This window comes from uncultured Dubosiella sp. (genome assembly GCF_964018005.1).
GTDB lineage: Bacteria > Bacillota_I > Bacilli_A > Erysipelotrichales > Erysipelotrichaceae > Dubosiella > Dubosiella muris.
Genome location: NZ_CAXHOA010000003.1, coordinates 90,985 through 99,617 on the forward strand (window position 1 = coordinate 90,985; position 8,633 = coordinate 99,617).

Consider the following 8,633-nt stretch of genomic DNA (forward strand, 5'->3'; position numbering starts at 1 on the left):
AAATTTTAATGCTAATTTTAATTTTTTTATGGCTTCCGGCTTATCGCATATTCGCTTTTATTCCTGGAGATATTAAGACAATCTATGTTGTTAGGTCGATAATAGAGATATTTATTATCATTCCCCATTTTAAACTATTAAAGAATAAAAAAATATTATTAGTTATTGCTTATATTATTTTATTATGTATATCTGAATTAATAAATTACAAAAAATATGTACATATCAATGATCTTATATATACGATAGAACATTCATTATATATATTATCAATGTTTGTATTTTTTATGTCTTTAAATCGTAAAGATTGGAAATTATTTTTTGATGATATAAAAATAGTTGCTATCATTTATATTATGGGAACTATAGCTTTTTCTATACCTTATATTGGTGCTTCAAACATTGAAGAACTAGGAATAGAATTTTTTGTAGGTAGTAGAGCACAGACGGTTCAATGTTTAGCTCTACTTATAACGTTACTTTTGCTTGGGGATTATCTTTATAATGGAAAACCGAGAATTTTAAGCGTTATTCTTTTATTAATCTCAATTCTTATAACTGTGTTTTACCATAGCGGGCAAGGAATGGTTACCTGGTGTTTTATAGGAATGATGCAATTTCTTTTGCGAAAGAATAAGAATTTATTGAGCAAAGTATTTTCTCCAGTAAAAGTTATGGGAGTGACATTGATTCTTAATGTGATCATTGTCTTTCAAATATACCAAAAAATCCCATTAATAGTGTGGCTGATTACGGTTTTTTTGAAAAAAGATATTTCGATTACCGGTAGGTCACAGTTGTATTCCTATTTACCAAGTTTATATGATAAATCTCCGATTTGGGGATTCGGCTATAATAATACAGTGGTAAGTGATGCGTTAAGTTCAATTCAGCTGGGATGGAATAGCGCGCATAATTCTTTAGGAATTGTTATGTTTGAATCTGGAGTAGTTGGTCTTGTTGCATATTTATTTGTTTTATATATGATTTTGAAGGTGCTATTTAATAAATATGATAAAGATACTATGCTGATTTATTCTCTTTTTATAGGGTTTATGATAAGTGGAATTGTATCAGGCGTGCTAGTGAGTAATTATTATTGGATGATTTGCGCAATTGCTTTAGGGTTATATGGACGATCATCTAATTCTATATATAGTTGAAAAGGTAGGTAAGATGAATTTATATACAATAAGAAAAAAAGTGGCATCAAATAAATTTTTTGAACTTTTCTTTAAGCCAATTTATATGAAAACGCAAAAAGTATATTTTAGGGAAAGAGCAAAAAAAAATATCAGAAAAGAAGAAGTAAGAATTAGTGAAAAAAACATTTGGTTTTTAGATATACCAACTCATACCAATTTAGGAGATTTGGCGCAATATTGGAAAATAAAACAATGGCTTTGTCAATATTATTCAGGCTATGTCATTCATGACATTTCAGCGCTAACTATTTGTAATGCGGAAAAAGAGTTTATTGAATTGATAAAAAAAAGAAAAAAGGGTGACCTTATTTTCTTTCAGAGTGGATATTGTACACAAGATTTAGGAGGAACTCATGATTATGTTCATAGATCGGTAGTAGAGATAATTAAAGATACTCCTATAATTATGATGCCACAAACTATTTATTTCAAAAATAAAAAAAATGAAAAAAGAACAGCTGATATATATGCTAAAAATAATAACTTACTTCTTCTTTGTAGGGATGAAGTTTCTTTTAACAATGCAAAGCGAATTTTTCCAAATAATAAAGCGCTTTCTTATCCAGATATTGTGACAAGTATGATTGGAAAGATTGAAGTTTTACCGAAGGATTTAAGAGATGGAATATTACTATGTTGTCGAGATGATAGTGAGAAGTATTATAATGAGAGGGCTATAGATTTTCTCTGTAAGGAATTAAAAAAAATAGGAGATGTTTCAAGATCAGATACGACAATTGCTTGTGATTTTTCAAAATTAAAAGATATTATTTCTGAGAGTGTTATGGATTTGATTCATGAGTATATGAAATATGAATTAATTATAACTGATAGATATCATGGAACTATATTTTCATTAATAGCGGGAACCCCTGTAATTGTTATCAAATCAAATGATCATAAAGTGGTAACTGGAGTAGATTGGTTTAAAGAAGTATACAAAGAAAATATATGTTATGTGGATAATATAAAAGATGTTCCAAAAGTTGCCGAAAAAATGATAAATAAATGCAAATATAAAAAGTTAAATAGTTATTTTGATGAAAAATATTATGCAAAATTAAAAGAAATTATTGAAAATTGGATAGAAAATATTTAATAGGTAGCGTATGAAATTTGAGAGAACAAAAAACACATCAAGAAATATATTTTTTGGATCTATTTTAAAAGTATATCAAATTATATGCCCTTTTATTATAAGAACAGCAATGATATATAGCCTTGGAATGGAGTATGTTGGTTTAAATAGTTTATTTGCATCTATTCTCCAAGTTCTGAATCTTACAGAACTTGGGGTTGGAACAGCGATGGTTTATAGTATGTATAAACCTATAGCTGAGGATGATCAAGTTAAAATTGCTCAACTTATGAATCTTTATAAAGAGTATTATAAGATAATAGGGTTTATAATTGCAGTTGTTGGGCTAGCGATTACGCCTATTGTACCTAGATTAATTGCTTCAAATTCTAAAGTCCCTTTGAATATATATGTTCTTTATTGGATTAATTTAGGATATACAGTGATTTCATATTGGTTATTTGCCTATAAAAGCAGTGCCTTAATCGCTCATCAGAGAAATGATATAATAAGTAAAATTATGCTGGTAACTAATACCATTATGTATATCTTACAATTAGCAACAATTGTTTTTATCAAGAACTATTACGCTTATTTACTAGTTCTTCCATTTGGGCAAGCAATAAATAATATTGTTACTGCTATTATAGTAGATAAGATATATCCAGAATATAAAAAAGGAGGCAAAATAGATAAAAATGAACAGAGACAAATAAATGGGAGAATTATGGACTTATTTACCTCTAAAATAGGAGGGGTAATTCAAAACTCGGTTGATTCAATTGTCATATCAGCTTTTTTGGGATTAACAATACTCGCTAAATATAACAATTATTATTATATTATGAATTCGATTTTTGGGTTTCTTATTGTTATTTTTAATTCTTGTTTAGCAGGAATTGGAAATAGTCTTGTAACAGAGACTCCTGAAAAAAATTATAAAGATTTAAAAAAGATTGCATTTTTGACAGAATGGTTAGCTGGTTTTTGCGTTTGTTGTTTATTTTCTCTTTATCAGCCTTTTATGAAAATTTGGGTTGGAGATAGTAATCTGCTTCCGATCGGTGTCGTTTGCTGCATTTGTATTTACACGTATATTTTAATAACTAATCAAATGCTTTGTTTATATAAAGATGCGTCAGGAATTTGGCATGCAGATCGATACAGACCGTTAATCACTGCGATGATCAACCTGGTTTTAAATTTATTGCTTGTTAATTTTTGGGGATTATATGGTGTAGTTTTATCAACTGTAATTAGTATGTTATTTGTAGGTATGCCGTGGTTGATTCATAATATATTCTCGGAAGTTTTCCATAGAAAATCTACTTTTTTTGTTTATGATATTATTTCTTATGCTTTGATATGGATTGGAATTAGCTTTTTAAATTTTCTAATTTGTGGTCTAATCCAAGATAATGGGATACTTACTTTTCTGTTGAAAATAGTTATATGTACAATTATTCCAAATACTATTTATTTTTTGATTTATAAAGATAGAAGAATATTTAAAGAAGCAATGTGTCTTGTTAATAAAATGACAAACAATAGGTTGAATAAAATACCTGTTATTAAAAAAATTATATAAAAGAAAGGAAAAAAATATGGCATATAGTGATATAAGAAGTGTACAAATATTAATTGCTCTTTTAAAAGAATATGAAATTTGCGATGTTATTCTTTCACCCGGAGGAAGTGATATCCCATTGATTCATTCTGTAGAAATGGATGATTTTTTTACTTGTTATTCTGTTGTAGATGAAAGAAGTGCAGCCTATTTTGCTATGGGAGTTGCTCAAGAGAAAAATAAACCTGTTGCGTGTATATGTACTTCTGGTACGGCTGTTTGTAATTATGTTCCTGGAATTACTGAAGCTTATTATCAGAACGTCCCTGTATTAGCAATTACAGCGGATAAAAACCCATATTTTCAGGGTCAACTTGAAATACAGAAAATTAATCAAACTAATATTTTCACAGACGTTATAAAAAAAAGTGTTGATCTTCCATGGATTCGTGGCTTAGAGGATGAATGGCTTTGTAATAGATTGGTAAATGAAGCTTTGTTAGAGTTAACACATCATGGATGGGGACCAGTCCAAATTAATATTCCTATTATTGGCCCCACTAATTTTTATAACTGTTTAAAATTACCTAAAGAGAGAAAAATTTCTATTGTGGACAATCCTATATGGGAAAATATTAGTCATGAGTTAAAAAATAAGAAAATTATGGTTGTTGTAGGACAGAATGTTAATTTTTCCGATTTAGATATTCAAAATATGAATTCATTTTATGAAAAATATAATTGTATCTTTGCAGTCGAGAATCTTTCTAATCTAGATTGTAAGGGAGTGATAAATAGTTATCCAATCACTGAAATGTACTCACAATCTAAGCTTTCTCATTTGCTTCCAGATATAGTTATTTCCTTAGGGAATAATCTAGCAGCTTATAATCTCAAGCCGTTTTTAAGAAATAACTATAAAAAAATTGATAATTGGCTAGTATCAGAAGATGGTAAAGTTCGTGATGCCTATAAAGCGTTAACTACTATATTCGAAATTTCTTCATCGAGATTTTTTGAAAGCTTAGCAAAAATAAAAATGGATTCAGAGTGTAATGGACATTCTTATTTTGGTTGTTGGGAAAAAGAAATTAATTCTATTAAATTACCAGAATTTGATTTTTCTAATTTTTATGTAGCTCAATCTTTAGCAAAAATAATTCCAGCAGATTCAATTCTACATACTGCAATTCTTAATAGTACGCGAATTATGCAGTTTTTTTCATTAGCAAAAAATGTTAGAAACTATAGCAATGTAGGGGGGTTAGGAATTGATGGATGCTTTTCTACATTTGTGGGACAAGCTTCCGCTTCTCCAAATAAGCTTTCTTTCCTATTAATTGGCGATTTAAGCTTTTTTTATGATATGAATGCAGCTGGACTAAGAAGTATTCATTCAAATGTCAGGATTATTTTACTTAATAATGGGGGTGGATCAGAATTTCATTTCTTTATGGGGAAAAAGAATATCTCCACTTTAAATAAATATATTTGCGCAGAACATGACAATAGTGCAGCTGGTTGGATTAAATCGTTAGGGTATGATTATTATTCAGCTTCTACAAAAGAAGAGTTTGATAATATTATTAAACGATTTGGAGAACCATCTGACAAGCCCCTATTTTTGGAAATTTTTACTGATATGGAAAGAGATGCAGAATATACCAATGAACTATATGATAGATATAGGAAGGATAGAACGAGTAATAAGGAAAAGACAAAAAAAATATTGGCTGGATTTCTCTCTCAAAAACAAAAAGAAAAAGCCAAGAAAATATTAAATATTTTAAAGGAAGAATAAAATGATTAAGAAAATAATAAAAAGGATCATATCTAAGGTTAGAGTTGAAAAACTTTATCCGATTAAAATTCCCGTTATGGAAGGAAGTTTTTTAAAAGGGAAAACTGCATTTATATCTGGTGGGGCTGGTGGAATCGGATTTGCAATTGCAGAGCGTTTTATTGCAAATGGAGCCGATATTATAATTTCTGGGAGAAATAAGGAGAAATTAAAAGCGGCTTGTAAGAAATTAGGCTCGAATGCTCATTATGTTGTATTAAACTTAGATAATCCAGAAAATTTTGATGAAGTGATTTTTTCTATTATTCCTGAATTTTGTTCTAAGATAGATATTTTAGTAAATTGTTCCGGAATCCATGGTTCATCTAATTTTTGGGATGTTACACCATTAGAATGGGATGAGGTAATGAATGTTAATCTTAAAGGGATGTATTTTCTAAGTCAAACATTTGGTAAATATTTTAAAAAAAATCAGATTGCTGGACATATTTTAAACATTAGTTCAGCATCCGCTTTAAAACACGGAAAAACACCTTATGAAATATCAAAAAATGGTGTTCGGACAATTACTCTCGGAATGGCAGAAGAAATGATTAAATTTGGAATCGTTGTAAATTGTTTGGCTCCTGGGCCAACTGCTACTAGTATGCTTAACATGACCAATACGTCTTCTTTAAAATGGAGTGGGAATCCTACTGGAAGAGTAGCCACTCCAGAAGAAATTGCAAATTGGGCTGTTTTAATGGTAAGTGATATGGGAAATTATATAGTTGGAGACTCATTTTATGTTACAGGAGGATCAGGAACAATATGCATAGATAGATAATTTTTTAGAACATATGTAGCGTGTCAGTTTATTAGCCTTGATTATCTTAGAATTGAAGCAGAATAAATTCGCTTTCTTTTTTCGGAGATTGAATTTATTCTGTAAGCGGGAAATCTAACCGCGTCTTCCTGACCTCCAAATCACTCGATATCCTAAGTGGGGCAACCAAAATCTTTAGGGGTTTCCCAAGAAATTTTGGGGGCAATTTTGGGGTCTAAGCCACTTTCGTAAAAAAAGAAGTTGACCCCCAAAGTGTAAAAAAACGTAAAGAAGCCGGATTGTTTTCCGACTTCTTTTTCGATGTTTAGGCAAGCTCTAAGATCGTTTAGAGACTTTAGATGGTAATCCTATTTTTCCATTTTGTCTTTCTTGTTGTAAGTCTTGCTCCTGTGCTTCTGCGTCTTTTTGCGCAGTGAATAACTATGCACCTGTTCCATTGGTTTTGGAACCGCTCGTATCGCTGGATCCTTTCTTTCAGACCATAGGATGCGGTTGCGTGTATAATCAAAGTTGGAAGCACCTCTCGCGTTTCGTTTGTAGTCCTTTGGCTTTCGGTTGAATGACTCCATTGGACCGTTTGAGAGCCTGGCATAATACTTTTCGGATTCATCTTCGCTTTTTCTCGACACTGTCAATGTCGTGAATGAGAGTGCGATTTCATGCATATGGACCTCTAGAAATTGAGCGATTTTTTCAAAGGTGGTCCTATGTCAAGAAAACGGATAAAATAAATAGATTTTTTTTATTTCCTGACTGCGCGCTTGGTAGTCTGACTCGAAAAATTTCTTCCGCTTCCTCTCTTGACACCGGGTCCCTTTTTCCCCTGAACCACTTTCTTTGCCATCACCCAATTTCTTGATCGTATACATTGGGTTCGATGGCCTCCCTAGCTTATCAGGGGAAAGCCCGCTGTAAAGAGTGCTTCAGAATTTTTTCTCTTTTCACGCTACTTCTTACGTTCTTGCTTGTGCCATTCCATTTCATAGTCATTGGGCGATTGGTATTCGCAATGACTGTGGATCCGGATCGTGTTGTACCAGCCTTCGATGTATTCCCACACGAGACGGGACGCATGCCGATAGTTTTGGATCTCGCATCGTCCTAGCCATTCTCGCTTGATCAATGAATGAAACGACTCGATACACGCGTTGTCGTACGGCGTGCCTTTTTGCGAATAACTCCGCTTCATCCCCCTGGTCATTTGTTGATACAATTCGCATGTATAGTGGATCCCGCGGTCTGTATGGATGATGAGCGGCTGGTCGATGTGACGTACAGTTTTCGCCATTTCGATGCATTCCAGCACTTCGGTCACTTCCAACGTTTTTGACAATTTCCACGCGATGATCTTCCGGGAATAGAGATCCATGACGCATGTCAGATACACGAATCCGGACAATCTCGTTCGGATGTAGGTGATGTCGCTACACCATACCGCATTCGGCTTTTCTGGTGAGAATTGTCTCTGCAATTCGTTTTTCAACTCGGTATGGAAACAGCTGTCCACGGTTGTTTTTACGCCTTTTTTGACCCATTGAGCCTGTATGTCCATCTCGCGCATATACAGCCCGACAGTACGCGGTGAGATCACGATCCCTTGTTTTTCGAGAACTTTTGCAATCTTGGGTGCTCCATAGTTCTGGTGACTCTCTTCATAAATATCTTTGATCTGTTTTTTCACTTCTTCTTTATGAAGCGCCTGTTGGCTTGGTTCTCTTTTTAGAAAATCGTAATACCCGGAGGTGGAGAGCTTTAAAAGATGCAGCACTCTGGACACGGAGAAGCGAACTCCGGCGTTGTGTTCCAGTGTGACAAGTTCATAGATGACTTGTGTTAATTTCCCAGAATGCTGATGGCTTTTTTTAGGATTTTCAAAGCCTCCTGCGTGTCACGCAATTCTCTTTGAAGCCGTATGTTTTCTTTTTCGGCTTCTGAAGAATAATGACCGGATCCTACAAATGGAACTTCGTGGTTTGGGTTGGCTTTGGCTTCGCGTTTCCAACGGGCCAAGGTGCTTTTTCCGACTTCCAAATGATCGGCGCATTGCTGGACGGTCATGTCAGGATGCGCGTAGACATAATCCACCGCGTTCTGTTTAAATTCGGCTGTAAATTGTTTTTTCTTGTTTGCCATAGATCTTTGCTTCCTTTCGTAGA

9 protein-coding genes are annotated in these 8,633 nt (G+C 32.9%); 5 read left to right on the forward strand and 4 right to left on the reverse strand.

What is annotated here, in order from left to right:
- Positions 1-8 precede the first annotated feature (8 nt).
- The 5 genes from ABNS49_RS03285 to ABNS49_RS03305 are packed head-to-tail and all read left to right on the forward strand — an operon-like array spanning position 9 to position 6,477.
- Positions 9-1,163, forward strand: a complete 1,155-nt coding sequence (locus ABNS49_RS03285; protein WP_348687868.1) for an O-antigen ligase family protein — start codon at positions 9-11, stop codon at positions 1,161-1,163.
- A gap of 13 nt (positions 1,164-1,176) precedes the next feature.
- Positions 1,177-2,304: a polysaccharide pyruvyl transferase family protein gene (locus ABNS49_RS03290; protein ID WP_348687870.1), complete on the forward strand. Its 1,128-nt coding sequence runs from the start codon at positions 1,177-1,179 to the stop codon at positions 2,302-2,304.
- A 10-nt stretch (positions 2,305-2,314) separates the two neighbouring features.
- On the forward strand, positions 2,315-3,871 hold the full coding sequence (locus ABNS49_RS03295) for an oligosaccharide flippase family protein (RefSeq protein ID WP_348687872.1): 1,557 nt from the start codon (positions 2,315-2,317) through the stop codon (positions 3,869-3,871).
- A gap of 16 nt (positions 3,872-3,887) precedes the next feature.
- Complete coding sequence (locus ABNS49_RS03300) at positions 3,888-5,651, forward strand: thiamine pyrophosphate-binding protein (protein ID WP_348687874.1); 1,764 nt, start codon at positions 3,888-3,890, stop codon at positions 5,649-5,651.
- Position 5,652: 1 nt separating this feature from the next.
- Positions 5,653-6,477, forward strand: a complete 825-nt coding sequence (locus ABNS49_RS03305; protein ID WP_348687876.1) for an SDR family oxidoreductase — start codon at positions 5,653-5,655, stop codon at positions 6,475-6,477.
- Between the two features lie 347 nt (positions 6,478-6,824).
- Here ABNS49_RS03305 and ABNS49_RS03310 read toward each other — a convergent pair whose 3' ends face one another.
- The 4 genes from ABNS49_RS03310 to ABNS49_RS03325 all read right to left on the reverse strand — a co-directional run bounded on the left by ABNS49_RS03310 (position 6,825) and on the right by ABNS49_RS03325 (position 8,610).
- Entirely contained in the window at positions 6,825-7,142 is a 318-nt protein-coding gene (locus ABNS49_RS03310) for a transposase (protein WP_348687878.1), read from the reverse strand.
- 45 nt (positions 7,143-7,187) lie between these two features.
- Entirely contained in the window at positions 7,188-7,346 is a 159-nt protein-coding gene (locus ABNS49_RS03315; protein WP_348687880.1) for a hypothetical protein, read from the reverse strand.
- Between the two features lie 77 nt (positions 7,347-7,423).
- Entirely contained in the window at positions 7,424-8,302 is an 879-nt protein-coding gene (locus ABNS49_RS03320) for an IS3 family transposase (RefSeq protein WP_135981388.1), read from the reverse strand.
- A gap of 8 nt (positions 8,303-8,310) precedes the next feature.
- Positions 8,311-8,610, reverse strand: coding sequence for a transposase (locus ABNS49_RS03325; protein ID WP_277820874.1), 300 nt, complete (start codon positions 8,608-8,610; stop codon positions 8,311-8,313).
- Between the last annotated feature and the right edge of the window lie 23 nt (positions 8,611-8,633).

Excerpts from the sequence above, each read along its gene's own strand:
- ABNS49_RS03285 (WP_348687868.1), top strand. The coding sequence starts at position 9 with ATGCTAATTTTAATTTTTTTATGGCTTCCGGCTTATCGCATATTCGCT.
- ABNS49_RS03290 (WP_348687870.1), top strand. The coding sequence starts at position 1,177 with ATGAATTTATATACAATAAGAAAAAAAGTGGCATCAAATAAATTTTTT.
- ABNS49_RS03295 (WP_348687872.1), top strand. The coding sequence starts at position 2,315 with ATGAAATTTGAGAGAACAAAAAACACATCAAGAAATATATTTTTTGGA.
- ABNS49_RS03300 (WP_348687874.1), top strand. The coding sequence starts at position 3,888 with ATGGCATATAGTGATATAAGAAGTGTACAAATATTAATTGCTCTTTTA.
- ABNS49_RS03305 (WP_348687876.1), top strand. The coding sequence starts at position 5,653 with ATGATTAAGAAAATAATAAAAAGGATCATATCTAAGGTTAGAGTTGAA.
- ABNS49_RS03310 (WP_348687878.1), bottom strand. The coding sequence starts at position 7,142 with ATGCATGAAATCGCACTCTCATTCACGACATTGACAGTGTCGAGAAAA.
- ABNS49_RS03315 (WP_348687880.1), bottom strand. The coding sequence starts at position 7,346 with ATGTATACGATCAAGAAATTGGGTGATGGCAAAGAAAGTGGTTCAGGG.
- ABNS49_RS03325 (WP_277820874.1), bottom strand. The coding sequence starts at position 8,610 with ATGGCAAACAAGAAAAAACAATTTACAGCCGAATTTAAACAGAACGCG.